16 protein-coding genes and 3 tRNA genes are annotated in these 18,552 nt (G+C 67.2%); 13 read left to right on the plus strand and 6 right to left on the minus strand.

Annotated elements, in window-relative coordinates:
* Positions 1-58: 58 nt before the first annotated feature.
* Positions 59-1,945, minus strand: coding sequence for an SUMF1/EgtB/PvdO family nonheme iron enzyme (locus ACZK13_RS14490; RefSeq protein ID WP_478481856.1), 1,887 nt, complete (start codon positions 1,943-1,945; stop codon positions 59-61).
* Between the two features lie 84 nt (positions 1,946-2,029).
* On the opposite strand from ACZK13_RS14490, the gene rnd reads away from it, so the two are divergent.
* Together rnd and ACZK13_RS14500 are read left to right on the plus strand one after the other, a co-directional pair.
* Positions 2,030-3,109, plus strand: a complete 1,080-nt coding sequence (gene rnd / locus ACZK13_RS14495) for a ribonuclease D (RefSeq protein ID WP_032130292.1) — start codon at positions 2,030-2,032, stop codon at positions 3,107-3,109.
* 90 nt (positions 3,110-3,199) lie between these two features.
* On the plus strand, positions 3,200-4,273 hold the full coding sequence (locus ACZK13_RS14500) for a hypothetical protein (protein WP_032130293.1): 1,074 nt from the start codon (positions 3,200-3,202) through the stop codon (positions 4,271-4,273).
* Between the two features lie 74 nt (positions 4,274-4,347).
* Here ACZK13_RS14500 and ACZK13_RS14505 read toward each other — a convergent pair whose 3' ends face one another.
* Together ACZK13_RS14505 and ACZK13_RS14510 are read right to left on the minus strand one after the other, a co-directional pair.
* Positions 4,348-6,678, minus strand: a complete 2,331-nt coding sequence (locus tag ACZK13_RS14505) for a TonB-dependent receptor (RefSeq protein ID WP_032130294.1) — start codon at positions 6,676-6,678, stop codon at positions 4,348-4,350.
* 180 nt (positions 6,679-6,858) lie between these two features.
* Positions 6,859-7,440, minus strand: a complete 582-nt coding sequence (locus ACZK13_RS14510; protein ID WP_049461862.1) for a TetR/AcrR family transcriptional regulator — start codon at positions 7,438-7,440, stop codon at positions 6,859-6,861.
* 101 nt (positions 7,441-7,541) lie between these two features.
* On the opposite strand from ACZK13_RS14510, the gene ACZK13_RS14515 reads away from it, so the two are divergent.
* The 4 genes from ACZK13_RS14515 to ACZK13_RS14530 all read left to right on the plus strand — a co-directional run bounded on the left by ACZK13_RS14515 (position 7,542) and on the right by ACZK13_RS14530 (position 10,605).
* Positions 7,542-8,597 (plus strand): sugar phosphate isomerase/epimerase family protein, encoded by a 1,056-nt coding sequence (locus ACZK13_RS14515; protein WP_125894296.1) that lies wholly within the window; start codon positions 7,542-7,544, stop codon positions 8,595-8,597.
* A gap of 21 nt (positions 8,598-8,618) precedes the next feature.
* Positions 8,619-9,512 carry an alpha/beta fold hydrolase gene (locus tag ACZK13_RS14520; RefSeq protein ID WP_478444874.1) on the plus strand — a complete coding sequence of 298 codons (894 nt, stop codon included), beginning with the start codon at positions 8,619-8,621 and terminating at the stop codon, positions 9,510-9,512.
* Positions 9,502-10,434, plus strand: coding sequence for an alpha/beta hydrolase (locus ACZK13_RS14525; RefSeq protein ID WP_478444875.1), 933 nt, complete (start codon positions 9,502-9,504; stop codon positions 10,432-10,434). Before ACZK13_RS14520 ends, ACZK13_RS14525 begins: the two co-directional genes overlap by 11 nt.
* 95 nt (positions 10,435-10,529) lie before the next feature.
* Positions 10,530-10,605: transfer RNA gene (locus tag ACZK13_RS14530), tRNA-Ala, on the plus strand.
* 62 nt (positions 10,606-10,667) lie between these two features.
* On the opposite strand, the gene ACZK13_RS14535 is transcribed toward ACZK13_RS14530, so the two are convergent.
* Entirely contained in the window at positions 10,668-10,838 is a 171-nt protein-coding gene (locus tag ACZK13_RS14535; protein ID WP_478481858.1) for a hypothetical protein, read from the minus strand.
* Between the two features lie 161 nt (positions 10,839-10,999).
* Between ACZK13_RS14535 and ACZK13_RS14540 the strand changes: the two genes are divergently transcribed.
* Positions 11,000-11,485 (plus strand): hypothetical protein, encoded by a 486-nt coding sequence (locus tag ACZK13_RS14540; protein WP_197585214.1) that lies wholly within the window; start codon positions 11,000-11,002, stop codon positions 11,483-11,485.
* Between the two features lie 6 nt (positions 11,486-11,491).
* On the opposite strand, the gene ACZK13_RS14545 is transcribed toward ACZK13_RS14540, so the two are convergent.
* Positions 11,492-12,253: an SDR family oxidoreductase gene (locus ACZK13_RS14545; RefSeq protein ID WP_032130300.1), complete on the minus strand. Its 762-nt coding sequence runs from the start codon at positions 12,251-12,253 to the stop codon at positions 11,492-11,494.
* Positions 12,254-12,385: 132 nt separating this feature from the next.
* On the opposite strand from ACZK13_RS14545, the gene ACZK13_RS14550 reads away from it, so the two are divergent.
* Complete coding sequence (locus ACZK13_RS14550; protein WP_032130301.1) at positions 12,386-13,228, plus strand: bifunctional transcriptional activator/DNA repair enzyme AdaA; 843 nt, start codon at positions 12,386-12,388, stop codon at positions 13,226-13,228.
* Between the two features lie 145 nt (positions 13,229-13,373).
* Here ACZK13_RS14550 and ACZK13_RS14555 read toward each other — a convergent pair whose 3' ends face one another.
* On the minus strand, positions 13,374-14,399 hold the full coding sequence (locus tag ACZK13_RS14555; protein ID WP_197615933.1) for an NADP-dependent oxidoreductase: 1,026 nt from the start codon (positions 14,397-14,399) through the stop codon (positions 13,374-13,376).
* A 334-nt stretch (positions 14,400-14,733) separates the two neighbouring features.
* Between ACZK13_RS14555 and ACZK13_RS14560 the strand changes: the two genes are divergently transcribed.
* The 5 genes from ACZK13_RS14560 (at position 14,734) to ACZK13_RS14580 (ending at position 18,147) form a co-directional block, all read left to right on the plus strand.
* Positions 14,734-14,809, plus strand: a tRNA-Phe gene (locus tag ACZK13_RS14560).
* 73 nt (positions 14,810-14,882) lie between these two features.
* Positions 14,883-14,958, plus strand: a tRNA-Phe gene (locus ACZK13_RS14565).
* 142 nt (positions 14,959-15,100) lie between these two features.
* Entirely contained in the window at positions 15,101-15,652 is a 552-nt protein-coding gene (locus ACZK13_RS14570) for a lipocalin family protein (RefSeq protein ID WP_032130303.1), read from the plus strand.
* 162 nt (positions 15,653-15,814) lie between these two features.
* Entirely contained in the window at positions 15,815-16,291 is a 477-nt protein-coding gene (locus tag ACZK13_RS14575; RefSeq protein WP_032130304.1) for an LEA/WHy family protein, read from the plus strand.
* A 65-nt stretch (positions 16,292-16,356) separates the two neighbouring features.
* Complete coding sequence (locus tag ACZK13_RS14580; RefSeq protein ID WP_478481859.1) at positions 16,357-18,147, plus strand: acyl-CoA dehydrogenase C-terminal domain-containing protein; 1,791 nt, start codon at positions 16,357-16,359, stop codon at positions 18,145-18,147.
* The last annotated feature ends 405 nt before the right edge of the window (positions 18,148-18,552 follow it).

The following is an 18,552-nucleotide window of genomic DNA, read 5'->3' on the forward strand; positions in this document are numbered from 1 at the left end:
GCGGGCACGGCGCAATCTTAGTGCGCCGATGCCAGCAACGGGTGAAGCCGGCCGCCGATCAGATGCCGCGTACCAGGCGGAAGCCGATGCGCGCGTTGGTGGTATCCGAGTCCTGGGATTGTCGCCAGGCGGCACGGGTCTGCTCCGGCGCATTGGCCCAGTTGCCGCCCCGGATCACCCGTGCGCGGCAGCCCGGGTTGAACCAGGCGGCGCCATCGGAGGGCGCGCGCCGGTAGCTGGCATGCCAGCAATCGGCCACCCATTCGCTGAGATTGCCGCCCATGTCGTGCAGGCCGAAGGCATTGGCCTGGAAACTCCCTACCGGTGCCGGCCCCCACCAGCCATCGCCATAGCCGATGAAGGCGTTGTGCCAATGCCGCCCGGACGGCGACACGTCCTTGCTGCCGGTGAAATTGCCGCTGCCCGGCGGCGGCGTGCCGGCATCGCCCCAGGGGTAGCGACCACTGCTGCCACCGCGCAGCGCGTACTCGAACTCTGCTTCACTGGGCAACCGGTAGCTGCGCCCGGTCTGCTCGGACAACCATGCCGCATAGTTTTCGGCATCGCGGATGCTGACGTGCATCACCGGCGAATTGGCCATCGCGCGGCCACCGTCGTAATCCGAGCGCCAGTCCACGCCGCTGCGGCGGATGAAGTTGCCGCTGCGTTCGTCATAGACCACCGAATGGCCGCGCCGCGTCGCCCGTGGGCGCGCATTGGTCGCCTTCACGTAGCGCTGGAAATCGCTGACCGTGACCTCGGTGATCGCCATCGCAAAGCCTCGATCAAAGCGCACATAGTGCGATGGTCGCTCGGCATCGCTCGAGCCCGGCTCGGCATCGCCGGCGCCCATCAGGAAACCGCCATGCGGCACCACCACCATCTGCGGCCCGCGTCCGCCATCGCGCATGGCGTCGCTGAACACCTGGCCCGGGCGGAAGCTGCCGTAGTGGGTAGCCAGGTCGATACGCTCACGCAGCTGGGCCACCACCGCGTCTCCCGGCAGGGCGATGCGCAGGGCCTCGGCCAGTTTCTCGCGCGCCGGCTTCAGGCCCTGCGGCGTGGACAGGTCGCGCAGGCCGTCATCGCGCAGCTGCAGCAATGCCGCCGCACGGATCTGCTCGATGCGCTCGAACGCGTCGGCGATGGTGGGCGACGAGTCGCGCACCTTGCTCGCTTCGGCCAGCCAGGTGCCGGCGCTGGCGAAATCACGCGTGCGTGCCGCGTCTTCGGCGCGGCGGATCAGTCCACTTTCGGCCGCGGCCAGTCCCTGCCGTGCGCGGCTGTTGTCCTCATCCAGTGCCAGTGCCTCACGGAAGTTGCCGATGGCCCCGTCCCCGTCCTCGCCGATCCGGTCCGAGCGCAGGTCCTCTTCGCCGGCGCGGTTGTAAGCCACCACACGCTGGGCAAGCTCCACCCGTCCCTGCAGCGCACGCACCTTCTCGTCCTTCGGCGCCAGCGTCAGCAGCACCAGCGCCTGGCGGCTGGCCTCGGCCAGCGCCTCGCGCTGCTTCAGCGGCCGCACCAGCAACGCATCCGCCTGCTGCTGCAGGCGCTGGCGGGCGCGCTGCAGGCCTTGGCGGGCCTGGCGGTCATCCGGATCCTCTTCCTGTACCGCCAGCCACAGCGGGATGGCGGCATCGGCATCCTCATAGAGCCGTCCTTCGGCGAACGCCTGCTCGGCGGCGCGGCGCAACTGGGCCAGGCTGCGGCCCTGGCGGTCCACCCGCGGCGGCGTCCACTGCTGTACATCCTCGGCGGCATCCTCACCGGCGATGGTCACGCTGCCCTGCCCGGCCTGCGGGCGCTCGTCGCTGTCTGCGTCCGCGGACGGGCGCGCCTGTTCCCCGGCACTCCGGTCCGTTGCCGTGGGGGGCGACGGCGTGCAGCCGGCCAGGGCCAAGGCCAGGGCGGTGCACAGCACGGGCGACAACGAAAAACGCAAGCAGAGCCTCCTTCGGCACGGACGCGCACCGACGTTAGGCTATTCTCCCCTGCCTGAGCAAACCCGAGTAGTAGGCCCTGACCCGTGGCAACCTGGATCACCACCCCCGCCGAGCTGGATGCGTACTTCCAGCAGCGCCCGACCCGCATCGGCCTGGATACCGAATTCATCCGTGAGCGCACCTTCTGGCCGCAGCTGGCCCTGGTGCAGATGGCGGTCGGGCAGGACATCCTGCTGATCGACCCGCTGATTCCCGGCATGACCGAGGCGCTGGCGCCGTGGCTGGCCGATGAATCCATCACCAAGGTGATGCACAGCGCCAGCGAAGACCTGGTCGCCTTCAAGTGGGCGTGCGGCGTGCTGCCACGGCCGCTGTTCGACACCCAGATCGGTGCTGCGCTGGCCGGCATCGGCGGCGGCATGGGCTACCAGAAGCTGGTGGCGGAAATCACCGGCGTCGCCCTGGCCAAGGGCGAAACCCGTTCGGACTGGATGCGCCGCCCGCTTTCGGAGTCGCAGCTGCAGTATGCCGCCGACGATGTCGAGCACCTGTTCGCACTGCATGACGCCATTGATGCCAAGCTGCAGGCACTCGGCCGCCAGCAGTGGCTGCACGACGATGGCGAGCGCCTGCTGGCCAGCGTCGCCAATGACGAAGACCGCTGGCCGCATCTGGCGATGCGCTCGGCGCAGTTCCTCGACGCGGCCGCACAGCACCGCCTGCTGCGCCTGCTGCGCTGGCGTGATGTGCAGGCACGCAACAGCGACCGCCCGCGAAGCTGGATCCTGGACAACGAACTGGCCGCCACCCTGGCGCGCACGCCACCGGCCGACGAGGCTGCGCTGGGCAAGCTGTTCGAGCAGTTCCCGAAGGCACCGCGCAAGCTGGCCGGCGCGGTCTGGCAGGCGCTGTCCACACCGCTGGCCGATGAGGCCGGGGCACCGCTGGCGCTACCCGCCAACGACAGCAACAAGCAGGCGGTGAAGAAGCTTCAAGACGCGGTGGCCGAGCGCAGCCGCGAGCTGGGCCTGCCGGATGGCGTGCTGGCCTCCCGCAAGCATCTGGAAAGCTATCTGGAACGCCGCCAATGGCCGGCAGCACTGGCCGGCTGGCGCCAGCAGGAACTGGAATCGCGGTTGCAGGCGCTGCTGCCGGCACGTTGATGGCACAAGGCGCCGGACCACGCCGGCGCCGTGCACCTCAGGCCTGCTGGGGCCGTGCTAGGGTTTGCCGGTACTGACAAGGAGACGTCGATGCAGACCCTCAAGATCGCGACCGCCTGCGCACTGCTGCTAACCCCGTTGGTCCTGGCATGCGCTGGGCAGGCCGCACCGCTTTCCTATGCACAGGAAAAGGAGAACACAGCCAAGCTGGTGGACATCATTGACGGTGCCACCCGCGATGGTCTGGTTGCCGTGCTGGTGCCGGCCCCGTATGTCGTGCACAACGGCGGGCCAGGCGTCGGCTCTCCGGTCCCCGGCTTTCATCTGGGCAACCGCTCGACCGACCTGCCCGGGTTCTCGACGCGGGTGTCCTTCCAGCACAAGGACATTCCCTCCCAGGGCTATGTGCAGCTGTTCAACACCAACGAACTGGAAACCGGCCCGCAGCGGACGGTGTTGATGGACGTGTTCGAGGTGCATCTGATTCCGCCGGGCACCTATCTGCTGAACGGTGCGGAGAACTACCGCCTGAACACCCGCGTGGCCAAGCTGAAGCCGCTGGGGACCATGGACGAAGTATCGAAGGACATCGGCGCCACCCGCCTTGCCGACGTCGACTACCGTTTCTATTCCTGGAAGAAGGTCTGGGTACCACCGGGCGTCCTGACCGATCAGCACTCCCAGCAGGTCTGCATCTCGGTGCACGTGGCTTCCGGCAACTGCGTGGCATGGGGCACCCAGAACTATGAAACCTCGCGCCCCACCGAAGGCTACTGGGATGACAGGATCGTCCCTGAAGACATCCCTGCCGTACGCATCCAGGCGGTCATCGCCAAGGCCCACGCGCCACTGGCCTTCACTGCCCACGAAGGGCAGATCCTGCTCAGCCCCTTCATTGTTGCCGCCGACGGCGATATCGATTTCAACGCGAACGACTGCGCACCGGTCGACAAGCTGACGGGCTGCGCCCTGCGCCGCTTCAGGGTGCACTACCAACCCGCGCCGTTGGACGCTGCACGCAAGCACATCGCAATCACCTCGCGCGGCCTCAACGGCAAGCAGCGCAAGGTACTGGAGCGGATGGAGGCGATGCAGCTGCAGGTGCTGGGCCCCAGTGCGCCGTCCGATGCAGCGCTGGGCAAGGGCGTCAGCGCCACGCCTTGAGCACGGATGATGCCTGGCCAGCAACGAAAAACGGCGCTCGATGAGCGCCGTTTCCGTTACACGACGGGGTGGGCTTACCAGTTCATGTTCAGCGAGACACCGACGGTGCGCGGCTCGTTGTAGACCGCGGCCATGTAGTTCTCGATCACACCCTTGAGGTTCTTCTCGTTGGTGATGTTGCGCGCGAACAGCGCCACTTCGTAGGCACCGTAGTTACCCGAGTAGCCGATCTTCAGGCCACCCTCGAAGTCACCCTTGGAGTTGAACTCCTTGCTGTCGTACAGCACGAAGCTGGTGTAACCCTGCTTGTTCCAGTCGGTGGAGACGAACATGGTGCCGGCGTCGCTGACCGGGAAGTCGTAGCGGGCCGCCAGGTTGACGTTGTACTTCGGCGCGTTCGGCAGCGGGTTGCCGTCGATCTGCGCGAAGGTGTTGGCACCGACCTTGATGGTCGGGTCGCCGACGGTGCAGACCACCTGGCCATTGAGGCCGCAGACCTGCGCGTACACGCGCTTGTCCTTGATCTCGCTGTGCAGCAGGCTCAGGCCGGCGCTCAGGGTCAGGTTCGGGATCGGACGCAGCTCCATGTCCGCTTCGAAACCGTAGGCCTTGGCCTTGTCGGCGTTGAACAGCACGCCGTTGCCGTCCGAATCGTTGCCGTTGAGCTGGATGTCGTTGACGGTGTAGGTGAACGCGGTGGCGTTCAGGCGCAGGCGGTTGTCCCACAGGCTGCTCTTCACGCCCGCTTCCCAGGACAGGATGGTCTCGGAATCAGCGGTGGTGAAGTCGGCATTGAACACCGCCGAACGGCCCTGGATGGTCGGGCCGCGGAAGCCGCGTGCGACCTTGGCGTAGACGCTCACGTCCGGCGTGATCTGATACATCGCGCTCAGATCCCAGCTCGGGGTGGTGTCGGACATCTTGACGTCGGTGCGGCCCTTGTAGGTGACCACGCCAGCGGCAGTGTCAGCCGTCTTCAGCAGGCGGGTGTGCTTCTCGTCCTTGGTCTGGCGCAGGCCGGCGGTGACGGTGAACTTGTCGGTGAAGGCGTAGCTGATCTGGCCGAAACCGGCCCACGAGGTGTTCTTGTTGCGCAGGCGCACCCAGTTGTTCGGGTTGCGGGCCGCGCCCTGCAGGAACCATGCGCGCTGGTAGAAGTCGGTGGTGTCGCTGCCGTTGAAGTAGAACGCACCGGCCTGCCACTGCAGGGCGCTGTCGTCATGGCTGGCCAGGCGGAACTCCTGGGTCCACTGGTCCAGGTCACGGATGCGGCCCATCGACTGGCCGTAGCCGTTCGGCACGCCGTTGACCGGGAAGTTCACCGCGGCACCGCCGTCGGTGTCGCCACGGCTGTAACCGGAGGTGGTTTCGTAGGCGGTGATCGAAGTGAAGTCGATCGCGCCGAAGTCATAACGCGCCTTCACCGAACCGCCATAGGTCTTGTACGCCTGCGGGTTGTTGCCGGCTTCGTCGTAGGCGACCTTGTCGCGCGGCACGTCGGTCTTGTTCGAGCCCTTGGTCAGCGCACCGCGCAGGAACAGGGTTGAGGTGCCTTCGTAATCACGGGCGTGGGCCGAGGCCAGGATCGAGAATTGGTCGCTCGGGGTCAGCAGCAGCTGGGCGCGCACGTTGCGGTCATCGAAGCCGCCCATGGCGTTCTTCTTCGGGCTGACCGTGCCGTCGGCGCTCGGGCCCTTGTAGGTGTTGTCGACGTAATCGTCGCGGTGCTGGTACAGGGCCGACACACGGAACGAGGCGATGTCGTTGATCGGGCCACCGAAGCCGCCGTCGATCGACACGCTGTTGTAGGACGCGTAGCTGGCGCTGACACGGCCGGTGTAGTCCTGGGTCGGCTTCAGGGTGTCGAACTTGATGATGCCGGCGGTGGTGTTGCGGCCGAACAGCGAGCCCTGCGGGCCGCGCAGCACTTCCACCTGGTCCACGTCATAGACCGGGTTGGACTTCAGCACCACGTGTTCCAGCACCACGTCGTCCTGGATGATCGACACCGGCTGCGAGGCACCGAGGTAGAAGTCGATGTTGCCCAGGCCACGGATGTAGAAGCGCGGGAAGATGCGGCCGGTGGTGGTTTCCGCATACAGGCTCGGCACGCGGCCGGACAGCGCCAGCAGGGTGTCGTCGCCGCCGGCGGTGAAGTCGCGCATGCGCTCGCCCTGCACCACGCCCACCGAGACCGGCACTTCCTGCAGGTTCTGCTCACGGTGTTCGGCGGTCACGGTGATCGTGTCCAGGCCGGTCGGGGTCGGCGCGCTGTCCTGTGCGGCGGCGCCGAAGCTGCCGACCAGGGCCAGGCCGGCACAGGCCAGGGCCAGCGGATGGCGGCGGAAGGAAACAAAGGAAGACGACATACCCGACAGGCGGCGGGAATCGGAATGGGAGGGCATGAAATGCTCTGAGGAGGCGTCCGTGCGGCCTGCGCGAGCCGGGCGGCAAAAAGGAGGATAACTGCGCAAGCCGCCATTATCCCCCAAATTGTTACGATTTCGTTGCGCAGCACCCAAACCCGGCGAAACAAGCGGTTTCGGCACAGTCACCGGGCATTCCGCACGCCCCGAAGGCTTGACTCAGGGCAGCGGGGTCAACGCCACATCGACCATCGCCAGCAGCCGCTCGCGGCTGATGCCGTCACGGGCCTGCACCGAAATGCCGTGCAGCACCGTGGCGAAGTGATCGCCCAGTGCCTGCACCGCCACATCGCCGGCCAGCTGCCCTTCGGCCTGCGCCTGCTGCAGCCGCGCAATGATCGCCGCCGTACGCTGGCGACGATGGCTGGCCAGCCAGTCCCGTACGCCCTCGCCATCGGGCGACACGCTGCTGGCCGAGGACACCACCAGGCAACCGTGTGGCCGCCCGCGCCGGGTGTAGGTCAACACGGCGTCACGCAGCATGGACCCGATCGCCTCGCGCAGCGTGGCCTGCTCCAGCGCGCGCGGCGCGAAGCCGCCCTCGCCTTCCTCGTACAGCGCAACGGCTTCGCGGAACAACTGCTCCTTGCTGCCGAACGCGGCATAGATGCGTGCAGAGGCGATGCCCAGTGCCTCGACCAGTGCCGACATCGACGTGCCCTCATAACCGTGCTGCCAGAACAGCAGCATCGCCTTGCGCAACGCCTGGTCCCTGTCGAATTCGCGCGGTCGCCCTGCCATCTGCCTGCCTGCTCCAGTGAGGCGCGCAGTGTAACGCGGGTGTTGACCACCGCGAGGGTCGCGCCTATTCTTTGTTGATCGACAAACAATTGGAGCAACACATGCAGACCCTCAAGGGCCCCAGCCTGCACCTGGCGCAGTTCGCCGGCGACCAGGCCCCGTTCAACAGCCTCGCCAGCATTGCCGCGTGGGCCGCCGGCCACGGCTTCAAGGCGCTGCAGATTCCCGCGTGGGATGCACGCCTGTTCGACCTGGCTACGGCTGCCGACAGCCAGGACTACTGCGACGACCTCCGCGGCACCCTGGCCGAGCACGGCCTGCAGGTCAGCGAACTGACCACCCACATCCTCGGCCAGCTGGTGGCCGTGCATCCGGCCTACGACGAGCTCTGCGATGGCTTCGCCCCCGAAGCACTGCGCGGCAACCCGAAGGCCCGCAGCGAATGGGCGCAGCAGCAGCTGCACCTGGCCGCCCGTGCCTCGCGACGGCTGGGCCTGCAGGACATGGGCACCTTCTCCGGCTCGTTCGCCTGGCCGTATCTGTTCCCGTTCCCGCAGCGCCCGCCGGGCCTGATCGACGCGGCGTTCGACGAACTGGCACGACGCTGGCGGCCGATCCTCGATGCCTGCGAGGACAACGGCGTCAACCTCTGCTACGAGATCCATCCCAGCGAAGACCTGCATGACGGCACCAGCTTCGAGCGCTTCTTCGAACGCGTCGACCAGCACCCGCGCTGCCGCATCCTGTTCGATCCCAGCCACTTCGTGCTGCAGCAGCTGGACTACCTGGAGTACCTGGACATCTACCACCCGCTGATCCGCATGTTCCACGTCAAGGATGCGGAGTTCCGCCCGAGCGGCCGCCAGGGCATCTATGGCGGGTATGCCGACTGGACCGAGCGCGCCGGCCGCTTCCGCTCGCTGGGCGACGGCCAGGTCGACTTCAAGTCGATCTTCTCCAAGCTGGCCCAGTACGACTACGCGGGCTGGGCGACGCTGGAATGGGAGTGCTGCCTGAAGGACCAGGAAGCCGGCGCGCGCGAAGGTGCCGCGTTCATCCGCGACCACATCATTCCGGTCACCGACAAGATCTTCGACGACTTCGCCGGTGCACCGATCAGCACCGCACAGATGCAGCAGATGCTCGGCATCGCCTGAACCCCAACGGAGCACTTCCCAATGACCACTTCCCTTTCCGCTGGCGCTGCCGGCGACGCTTCGCTGCGCCACCACTACCTGCGCGTCGATGGCCAGCGCGTGCATTGCGTGTCCGCTGGCCACGGTGAACCGGTGCTGCTGATTCCCGGCTGGCCGCAGACCTGGTACGCCTGGCGCCACGTGCTGCACGCCCTGGCCGAAGCCGGCTTCGAAGCGATTGCCGTGGATCCGCCGGGCATCGGCGAATCCGATCGCCCGACCCACGGCTACGACACCGGCAGCGCCGCCGCCGTACTGCACCGGACCATGCAGGCGCTGGGCCATGACCGTTACCAGGTAGTCGGCCATGACATCGGCATGTGGATCGCCTATGCACTGGCCAGCGACCAGCCGCAGGCGGTGCGCCAGCTGGCCGTCACCGAAGCGGTGATTCCCGGCCTGGCCCCGGAACCGGGCATCTTTGCTGCACCGGCCGACAACATCTTCCTCTGGCACTTCATGTTCAACCAGGTGGCCGACCTGCCCGAGGCGCTCATCACCGGTCGCGAGCGCGCCTACCTGGAATTCATGTTCGACCGCTGGTCGTACCGCCGTGATGCGGTGGCCGCCGATACCTACATTGCCGCCTACAGCCGCCCCGGCGCCCTGAGGGCGGGCTTCGCCTGGTACCGCGCGATTCCGGAAACGATCCGCCAGAACAAGCTGCGTGCGCAGCACCGTTTGCCGATGCCGGTGCTGGCGATCGGCGCCGAACACGCCACCGGCGATGCGCCGATGCTGACCCTGCAACCGCATGCCGATGATGTGCGCGGCAGCATCGTGCCGGGCTGCGGCCACTTCATCATGGAAGAAGCGCCGCAGGCGTTCCTTGCACAGCTGCTGCCGTTCCTGCAGGAGGCACGCCATGCTGCTTGAACCGGCGCTGCAGCAGTTCGTCGACGCCGTCGCCGCCCATGCGCTGCCGGAAGACCTGCGCGAACTGCGGGCGATCAGCGAGAGCGCGTTGCCACAGTTGCAGGGAGCACCACAGCCGGTTGCGCATGTGATCGAACACACGGTAATCGCGCGCGACGGGCATGCGCTGGAGCTGCGTTTCTACACGCCGGAAGGGCTTCCCGATGGACCGGTACCGGCTCTGCTGTTCGCCCACGGCGGCGGTTGGTTCCAATGCTCGCTGGCGGTCTATGACGGCCCCTGCCGCGCGCTGGCCAATGCCAGCGGTTGCGTGATTGTCGCCGTGGGTTACCGGCTGGCGCCGGAGCACCCGTTCCCGGTTCCACTGCATGACGTCGCCGACGCCTGGCGGTGGTTGCAGGACAACGCCGAGCGCCTCGGCCTGGACCCACGGCGGCTGGCAATCGGTGGCGACAGCGCCGGCGGCAACCTCGCCGCCGCCTGCTGCCTGCTGCTGCGCGAACGGGGCCTGCCGCAACCGTGCCACCAACTGCTGCTGTACCCGGCGCTGGATGCCGGCATGGGCAGCGGTTCCTACCGCGACTACGCCACGGGCTATTACCTCAGCGCCGAACTGATGCAGCGCTGCTGGCAGGCCTATCTGAGTGGGATGGATCTGGATCCACCGCCGGCACTGGCCTCGCCCGCCCACGCAACCGACCTGCAGGGGCTGGCGCCTGCCTCCGTACTCAGCTGCGAGCACGATCCGCTGCGCGACGAGGCCGAGCAGTACGCGCACCGCCTGCAGGCTGCGGGTGTCGACTGCATGCTGGAGCGGCTGCCGGGGATGATCCACGCCTGCATCCACCTGCAGGGCGTGGCCGCTTCCACCGGCATGGCGATACAGCGCGCGGGCGATCTGCTGCGCCAGGCGCTGGCCTGAACCGGCTGGGGGACGGCGGCAGATCCACGCCTGCCGCCGTTCCGGTCCGGCGCTTGGCAAGCCCGGCAGGCGGCGCTACACTGAAAGCCTGCCGTGGGGCCATAGCTCAGCTGGGAGAGCGCGTCGTTCGCAATGACGAGGTCAGGAGTTCGATCCTCCTTGGCTCCACCACTATTCAGAAGAACCCGTAGATCTCCGTGATCTGCGGGTTTTTTCTTTTCAGCCCCCCCGGCTCAGGCCGGCTCCTCGCCGCCGTCCTTGCGCTGCGGGCTGCGCGAGTGCGTATCGCGCACCTGTTGATCGCGCTGCCCCGGCCGCTGCTTGGCCACGTCGTCCTGCTTCCTGTCCTGGCGGCTTTCGTGGATGCCCTGCTTCGGGTCCTGATCCTTGCCTCGCTCGTTCATTGAAATCTCCCTCGCCGGCGGAACGCCAACGTTGCCCATCACGCTAGAGGTTGCCGGGTAAGCCACAGGTCAGTCCTGTGCCAACGTCATGTGCAGGCACTGGCTTGCCGCTGCGGCCCCCGTGCAGCCAGAATCCGACGCACCACGCCCACCGGTATGCCATGCCCTCTTCTGTCCAGCACGCAGCACACGCCGTGCCGATGCGCCTCGATGCGACCGACGGCAGCATCCAGCTCGGCAATCTGCCGGCCTTGATCTGCCCCACGCTCTCACTGGATGAAGCGCGCATCGCCTTTACCGCCTTGGTAAGTGGGGAGCGTGATGTCGGCACCGGCTATCACTGGCTCAGCCTGCACCGGCTCAGCCTGGGCGGTGCGCCCGCTGGCATCAGCCTGTGCTTCCACGGGCAACAGCTCGACATGGTGACGATGGGCGTCGATCTACCCGGTGCAACACTGGAAGACGGCTGGCCAACCCAGGCAGCGATCGATGCCGAAGTCGCGTTCATGCGCCGCACCTTGGCCACGGCATTGGGGCGAAAACTGGCCGGCGGCTGCGCCCGGTTCAACTGGGGCGAAGCCTGGGCCCGTTTCGATCCGAAAGGCTTCATGGCCAGCAGCGGCATTCGCTACTCACCACGCACGTGACCGCGCTCAGGTACGGGTGATCGACACCCCACCCTCCACGCGCATCGCGGTACCCGTAACGAAACTGCTCTCATCGCTGGCCAGGAACAGCGCCGCATTGGCGATCTCCTCCGGCTCGGCGAGGCGCTTGAGTGCGTGCAACGAGCGCACGAAGTCGCGGGCATCGCCGGTCGGTGCGGCCTGCCGGCCCATCTCCGTATCGGTGCCACCGGGCAGCAGTACGTTGCTGCGCACGCCGCGCGCACCGTATTCGGCAGCGATCACCTGGCTCAGGCCGATCAGCCCGGCCTTGCTTGACGCATAGGCCGCCATGCCCGGGAATCCCACGGTGTGGCCGACGAAGGTACCGACGAACACCAGCGAGCCGCCGCCGCGCGCCAGCAGTGCCGGCAGCTGCGCGCGTGCCGCATGGAAGGCGGCGTCGAGATTGGTGGCCATCACCTCGCGCCAGGCATCCACCGGAAACTCCGCCGCCGGCACGCCCGGGCCGAGCATGCCGGCATTGTTGAGCGCGATGTCCAGGCCGCCGAATGACTGCTGGGCCAGATCGACCAGCGCCTGCGCCGTGCCCGGGTTGGCCACGTCGGCGGCATGCACCACGGCTTCGCCACCGGCAGCGCGAATCTGCTCGGCCAGCGCCTGCAGCGGCTCCGGCCGCCGTGCGTTGAGCACCAGCTTTGCTCCTTCGGCGGCGAAGCGCAGCGCGCTGGCGCGGCCGATACCGGCGCTGGCACCGGTGATGAGAGCGATCTTGTTGTTCAGGCGCATGGTCGTGGTACCGGTTGTGAAGTGGCCGCCACGATGCCGTGCGTTCGGCCCGCCAACACTCCGTTTCCGGGCCTCACAGGTGAGTGCAGGAAACGGAGTTTCCGCAGCACCGGCACGTGCCAGAATCCGGCCATGGACAGTACCGCCACCACCGCCCTCGATGACCGCATCGAACGGGTCTGCCGCCACCTGCAGACCAGCCTCGACGAACCCTCGCTGCAGGAACTGGCCGATATCGCTGGCTGCAGCCCGACGCGCCTGCATCGCCTGTTCAAGCAGTCCACCGGGCTGACCCCCAAGCAGTACGCCGCCGCGCTGCGCGCCGACCGCCTGCGCACCGGGCTGGAACAACAGGAACGCATCACCGACGCCTTCCACGATGCTGGCTTCGGTTCCAGTGGACGCTTCTACGAGAACGCACCGAAGTTGCTGGGCATGACGCCCAAGCAATGGCGCGCAGGGGGGCGCGGCGAAGTCATCCACTTCGCGCTTGCCGAAAGCTCACTGGGCAGCGTGCTGGTGGCCAGCAGCGGGACCGGCGTGGTCGCGATCCTGCTCGGCGACGATCCGGAGACACTGCTGCAGTCGTTGCAGCAACGCTTCCGCCAAGCCGAACTGGTCGGCGCCGACCAGGGCTACGAGCAACTGGTGGCACAGGTCGTAGGCCTGGTCGAGGATCCTTCGCGAGGCGCCACGCTGCCGCTGGATATCCGTGGCACCGCGTTCCAGCAACGGGTGTGGCAGGCACTGCAGCAGATTCCGCGCGGGCAGACTGCCTCGTATGCGGATATCGCCGCGCGTATCGGCGCGCCGCGCTCAAGCCGTGCCGTCGCACGCGCATGCGCAAGCAATCCGTTGGCGGTGGCCGTGCCCTGCCACCGCGTGGTGCGCCGCGATGGCGACCTGTCCGGCTATGCCTGGGGCGTAGCGCGCAAGCGCGAACTGCTGCGCCGGGAAAAGGCCTCGACTGCCTGACGTGGGTGCCGACCTTGGTCGGCACACCCAGCTTCCCGTAGGTGCCGACCTTGGTCGGCACACCCAGCTTCCCGTAGGTGCCGACCTTGGTCGGCACACCCAGCTTCCCGTAGGTGCCTACCTTGGTCGGCACACCGCCAAGGCCTCAATCCAGCTTCACCACCAGCTTGCCGAAGTTGCGCCCCTGCAACAGCCCGAAGAACGCCTCCGGCGCATTCTCCAACCCTTCCACCACATCCTCGCGGTACTGGATGCGGCCGTCGCGCAGCCATTGCGGCATCTCGCGTTCGAACTCCGGCCACAGATGGTTGAAGTCGTGCACGATGAAACCACGCACGGTCAGGCGCTGGCGCAGGATCTGGCTGAACAGTGCGGGCAACCGGTCCGGGCCGGGCTGCTCGACGCCCCGCTCGTTGTAGGTGGCGATGGTGCCGCACACCGGAATGCGGGCGAAGTCGTTGAGCAGCGGCAGCACTGCATCCAGCACGTGTCCGCCCACGTTCTCGAAATACACGTCGATACCCCTGGGCACTGCCGCGCGCAGCGTCGCGGCGAAATCAGCGGCGCGATGATCCAGCGCCACGTCCACGCCCAGCGTCTGCAGATAGGCACGCTTGGCTTCGCCGCCGGCGATGGCGACCACGCGCGCGCCCTGCAGCTTCGCCAGCTGGGCCACGGTCGCGCCCACCGGCCCGGTCGCGGCAGCCACCACCAGCGTCTCGCCCGGCTTCAAACGGGCGATTTCATGCAGGCTGGAATAGGCGGTGAAGCCGGGCATGCCATACACGCCCAGCGCGGTACTCAGCGGCAGTCCGGCCGGGTCCAGGCGGCGCCCCAGTGCCTTGGCCGGCAGCACCGCGTGGGTCTGCCAGCCCCCCGGCGCCAGCACCAGCTCACCTGCGGCTACGCCCTCGGCGTTGGACTGCAGCACCTCGGCCACGGTCTGCCCTTCCATCACCGCGCCCACCGCCACCGGCGCGGCATACGAGGGGCCCTCGTCCATGCGTCCACGCATGTACGGGTCCAGCGACAGGTAGCGGTTGCGCAGCAGCACCTCGCCATCGGCCAATGACGGCAACGCAACCTGTTCCAGGCGGAAGTTGGCTGCACTTGGCGCCCCCTGCGGACGCGACGCAAGCACGATGCGGGAGGTGGTCGAGGGATCGGACATGGCCAGGTCTCTGCTGTTGCCAGCATCAGGAAAGGAGTGCCGACACTACGCCGCAGCCATCCCCGATGGCGGCCACGAAAACAGCGTTCCATCGCCCGGACCGGCGCAGGTCCGGCGCAGCCCTTGCCCTTGCAGCTTTGGCGATCGCGGCGATCTGCTGATTTCCACCGCAGACGATGATCGACTGGCCACGCCCCGCCCCAGAACGGAGGATCAAGCACTTGCGAGCGCGCAGACGGCAATGTGAAGAAATCTTGGCAAAACGCTTGCCGAAGGCAGCCGACCTCCGTAATATACGCGTCCTTGGCAGCGACCTCGCTGCAACGAAACATGTGGCCGAGTAGCTCAGTTGGTAGAGCAGGGGATTGAAAATCCCCGTGTCGGCGGTTCGATTCCGTCTTCGGCCACCACTTTCGAAGGCCTGCAGAAATGCGGGTCTTTTTTTTCCGGAAACCGGGTTTGATCACGGTTGCCACACAATTTGGCCGAGTAGCTCAGTTGGTAGAGCAGGGGATTGAAAATCCCCGTGTCGGCGGTTCGATTCCGTCTTCGGCCACCATCTTCAGAGACCTGCAGAAATGCAGGTCTTTTTTTTTGTTCGCGCTCCGCGCAAGCGGCGGCCACACCACCCGGTTGACGAAACATTTACACCGGCATGTGCGGTGGCACCTACGCTCCAGACTCCTGCCTGGAGCCTGCCGATGCCTCTGCGCCCCACCCTGCTTGCCTGCCTGCTGCTGGCCGCCTCCCCGGTGATCGCCGCCGAACCGGTGCGCGCAGTCGACACGCTGGACATCGACCGCTACGCAGGCCAGTGGCACGAGATCGCGCATCTTCCGGTGTCGTTCCAGAAGCAGTGCGTTGGCGAAATCACCGCCAACTACGGGCTGCGCCGCGATGGCCGCATCAGTGTCACCAATGCCTGCCGCAACGGCGACGGAGAACGCGTGGTTGCTGAAGGCGTGGCACGCCCGGTTGCCGGCCATCCCGGCCAGTTGCAGGTGCGCTTCGTGCCGGACTGGCTGAGCTGGGTGCCACTGGTCTGGGCGGACTACTGGGTCCTGGCACTGGACCCGGACTATCAGTGGGCGTTGGTCGGTGAACCGGACCGTAAGTACCTGTGGATCCTCTCGCGCCTGCCGGAAATGGATCGCGCCCGGTTCGAACAGTTGAAAGAGAAAGCCGAGACGATGGGCTACGACCTCGGCCCACTGCGCCTGATGGCTCCGATTCGCGATACGCCCGCCGACTGAACCGCGCCGCATCCGGCGCACCACGCGCGTGCCATCCGGCGCCGCGCACGCCCGGCCGCCATCTTCACGCGCTACCCTCTGCGACGGGTCGCCACAGGCGATCCAAACGACCATACGCCGTAGTATGCTTATCCAACGCACCCCTCCAGAGGACCTGCGCCCATGCTCCACCGCTTCCGTATCGCCTTGATCGTCCTGTGCACCCTCGCCCTTGTTGCCTGCAACAACGGCATCGTCAAGCGTGTTTCGGAACCGGCGGCCAGCCTGCAGCAGCTGACCGTGCGCGCCGACGGCAACTGGACCGTAGCCCTGCGCCTGCAGAACTACAGCTCCATGCCCATGACCTTCGATGACGTCGCGCTGGCGCTGACCGTCGGCGACAGCGACGCCGGCACCCTGCAGGCCAAGCCGGGCATTTCCATCGGCGGCACCTCGGCCGACGTCATCCAGGTCAATCTGGTGCCCAGCTCGGCCGCACGCCTGGTAGTGGCCGATGCGCTGGCCAGCAACCGCACCCTGGCCTATGGCCTGAAGGGAACGGTGGCAGCCACGCCGCAGGAAAAGAAGCAGCGCAGCTTCGACATCAGCAGCCGCAGCACCCTCAACCAGGCCCCGGGCCTGCCGGGCGTGCTGCGCTGACTCCCGCTTTCCGCCGCGGCGCCCGGCGCCGCTCCCCCTGTCCCTGATCAAATCGAGACGTACCGATGAGCAGCTACACCGCCCCGCTTTCCGACCTCCGTTTCGCCCTGCACGATGTGCTCAAGGTCGAACCCCTGTTCGCCCGCCTGGGCTTCACCGACGCCACCGCCGACGTGGTCGATGCCGTGCTGGAAGAAGCCGGCCGCTTCAGCGCCACCGTGCTGGCCCCGCTCAACAGCGTCGGCGACGAGATCGGCTGCGTGCTCGACCAGGCCACCGGTGAAGTGACCACCCCGCCCGGCTTCAAGCAGGCCTACGACCAGTTCGTCGATGGCGGCTGGACCGGCCTGACCGCCTCGCCGGAGCTGGGCGGCCAGGGCCTGCCGCACACCCTGGGCGTGCCGCTCAACGAGATGATCAACGCCGCCAACCTGGCCTGGGGCAACTTCCCGCTGCTCTCGCACGGCGCCATCGAAGCGCTGAAGCAGCACGGCGAGGCCTGGCAGCACGAGGCCTTCCTGAAGCCGCTGATCGAGGGCCGTTGGAACGGCACCATGTGCCTGACCGAGCCGCACTGCGGCACCGACCTGGGCCTGCTCAAGACCAAGGCCGAGCCGAATGCCGATGGCAGCTACTCGATCACCGGCACCAAGATCTTCATCACTGCCGGCGAGCACGACCTGACCGGCAACATCGTGCACCTGGTGCTGGCCAAGCTGCCCGACGCCCCTCCGGGTGCCAAGGGCATCTCGCTGTTCGTCACCCCGAAGTTCAAGGTCGACCGCGAAGGCAACGTCGGCGAGCGCAACGCACTGCGCTGCGGCTCGATCGAGCACAAGATGGGCATCAAGGGGTCGGTCACCTGCGTGATGAACTTCGATGGTGCGCAGGGCTACCTGGTCGGCCAGCCGCACAAGGGCCTGCAGGCCATGTTCACCATGATGAACACCGCGCGCCTGGGCGTCGGCCTGCAGGGCATCGGCCTGTCCGAGCGTGCTTACCAGAACGCACTGAAGTACAGCCGTGAGCGCCTGCAGTCGCGCGCCCTGAGCGGCGCCAAGTTCCCGGACAAGCCGGCCGACCCGATCCTGGTCCACCCGGATGTGCGCCGCATGCTGCTGACGATGAAGTCGCTGGTCGAGGGCAGCCGCCTGCTGGCCCTGCACGCCGCCACCCTGATCGACGTCGCCCACCACGCCGACGATGCCGCCGAGCGCGAGCGCGCCGACACCCTGGTGAGCTTCCTGACCCCGATCTCCAAGGCCTGCCAGACCGAATGGGGCATCGAGAACACCTACAACGCCCTGCAGTGCTTCGGTGGCCACGGCTACATCCGCGAACACGGCATGGAGCAGCTGGCCCGCGATGCACGCATCACCACGCTGTATGAAGGCACCACCGGCATCCAGGCGCTGGACCTGATCGGCCGCAAGACCGCGTCCAGCCAGGGCGCCGGCCTGAAGCTGATGCTGGCCGAGATCGAAGCCTTCGCCAAGGCCAACGAGGGCAACGAAGCGCTGGCCGAGTTCATCGGCCCGCTGCGCGCCAAGGCCGCCGAATGGGGCAAGCTGACCATGGATGTGCTGCAGCGTTCGGCTTCCAATCCGGACGAACTCGGCGCGGCCAGCTACGACTACCTGTTCTATTCGGGTTACGTGGTGCTGGCTTACTGGTGGGCCCGCAGCGTGGCCGCCGCCGATGCCAGCGCGCACGGCGCCGCTTTCGCTCAGGGCAAGCGCGAGACCGCACGGTTCTACTTCGCCCGCGTGCTGCCGCGCACCCTCGCCCACGCCGCCGCGATCCAGGCCGGCGCCGCCCCGCTGATGGCGATGGACGACGAGCGCTTCGGCGCCTGAGCCGGGCGGCGCCCGGCACCCGCGGTAGTGCCGGCCGCTGGCCGGCACCCGCAACAGCAACATCAACGGCAAGAGCTGGCTTCCTGCGGGGTGGCGAGGTGGGTCCAATTGCGGGGGACGCTGCAAGTACGTCCATGTAAGCTCGGTCGCCGCATCCATGCGGCTCACGCCCCCGCAACCGGACCCACCCCGCCCTCGACAGATTTCTGCTGCTGGTAGGTGTCGACCTTGGTCGACACCGTAGATCCACGCCATGCGTGGATGGAAACCACCGAAATCCATCTGGAGAAAAGCCCCCTTTTGTTAAAGGGGGCGCGCCGACAGGCGCGGGGATTAGGAAGAATGCGCGGGCAACCCAGCGCGCCAACGGCGGGCTGGGTTGCTAAAGGGGGCGCACCGACAGGT

The sequence above is a fragment of the Stenotrophomonas sp. 99219_Sma genome, assembly GCF_056480785.1.

Coding starts and splice junctions, on each gene's coding strand:
- ACZK13_RS14500 (WP_032130293.1), top strand. CDS start 3,200: ATGCAGACCCTCAAGATCGCGACCGCCTGCGCACTGCTGCTAACCCCG.
- ACZK13_RS14505 (WP_032130294.1), bottom strand. CDS start 6,678: ATGCCCTCCCATTCCGATTCCCGCCGCCTGTCGGGTATGTCGTCTTCC.
- ACZK13_RS14510 (WP_049461862.1), bottom strand. CDS start 7,440: ATGGCAGGGCGACCGCGCGAATTCGACAGGGACCAGGCGTTGCGCAAG.
- ACZK13_RS14515 (WP_125894296.1), top strand. CDS start 7,542: ATGCAGACCCTCAAGGGCCCCAGCCTGCACCTGGCGCAGTTCGCCGGC.
- ACZK13_RS14520 (WP_478444874.1), top strand. CDS start 8,619: ATGACCACTTCCCTTTCCGCTGGCGCTGCCGGCGACGCTTCGCTGCGC.
- ACZK13_RS14525 (WP_478444875.1), top strand. CDS start 9,502: ATGCTGCTTGAACCGGCGCTGCAGCAGTTCGTCGACGCCGTCGCCGCC.
- ACZK13_RS14535 (WP_478481858.1), bottom strand. CDS start 10,838: ATGAACGAGCGAGGCAAGGATCAGGACCCGAAGCAGGGCATCCACGAA.
- ACZK13_RS14540 (WP_197585214.1), top strand. CDS start 11,000: ATGCCCTCTTCTGTCCAGCACGCAGCACACGCCGTGCCGATGCGCCTC.
- ACZK13_RS14545 (WP_032130300.1), bottom strand. CDS start 12,253: ATGCGCCTGAACAACAAGATCGCTCTCATCACCGGTGCCAGCGCCGGT.
- ACZK13_RS14550 (WP_032130301.1), top strand. CDS start 12,386: ATGGACAGTACCGCCACCACCGCCCTCGATGACCGCATCGAACGGGTC.
- ACZK13_RS14555 (WP_197615933.1), bottom strand. CDS start 14,399: ATGTCCGATCCCTCGACCACCTCCCGCATCGTGCTTGCGTCGCGTCCG.
- ACZK13_RS14570 (WP_032130303.1), top strand. CDS start 15,101: ATGCCTCTGCGCCCCACCCTGCTTGCCTGCCTGCTGCTGGCCGCCTCC.
- ACZK13_RS14575 (WP_032130304.1), top strand. CDS start 15,815: ATGCTCCACCGCTTCCGTATCGCCTTGATCGTCCTGTGCACCCTCGCC.
- ACZK13_RS14580 (WP_478481859.1), top strand. CDS start 16,357: ATGAGCAGCTACACCGCCCCGCTTTCCGACCTCCGTTTCGCCCTGCAC.